The organism is Aromatoleum toluolicum (genome assembly GCF_012911005.2).
Taxonomy (GTDB): domain Bacteria; phylum Pseudomonadota; class Gammaproteobacteria; order Burkholderiales; family Rhodocyclaceae; genus Aromatoleum; species Aromatoleum toluolicum.
This window is the reverse complement of record NZ_WTVS01000267.1, coordinates 1-391: the sequence shown is the minus strand read 5'-3', so window position 1 is coordinate 391 and position 391 is coordinate 1. Positions and strand designations below refer to the sequence as shown.

Annotated in this window: 1 protein-coding gene; it reads right to left on the bottom strand. The window is 73.4% G+C overall.

Annotated elements, in window-relative coordinates:
- A partial coding sequence (locus GPA27_RS28680; RefSeq protein ID WP_169143764.1) for an MFS transporter occupies window positions 1–391 on the bottom strand: 391 nt, incomplete at both ends.

Sequence of the window (391 nt, the reverse complement as noted above, 5' to 3'; positions counted from 1 at the left end):
ATGTAGGTCAGCACGCAGAACAGCGCGGCCGAGGCCAGCACGCTGGCCAGCAGCGGCCACAGCACGCGCACGTCGCGCAGCACGCGGAATTCGCGCAGGATGTTGCCGGGTTGCATCGGGATGCGGCCGGGCAGCCAGGCCGCCAGCGCCGCCACCGCGGCCAGGCCGATGGCGCTGACCACCCAGAAGGTCGAGCGCCAGCCCGCCACCTGGCCCAGCGCGGTGCCCAGCGGCACGCCCAGCACGTTGGCCAGCGTCAGGCCGGTGAACATCAGCGCGATGGCGCTGGAGCGCTGGTGGCGCGGCACCAGGTCGGCCGCCACCACCGCGCCGATGCCGAAGAAGGCGCCATGGCAGAAGGCGGTGAAGACGCGCGCGGCCATCAGCGTGC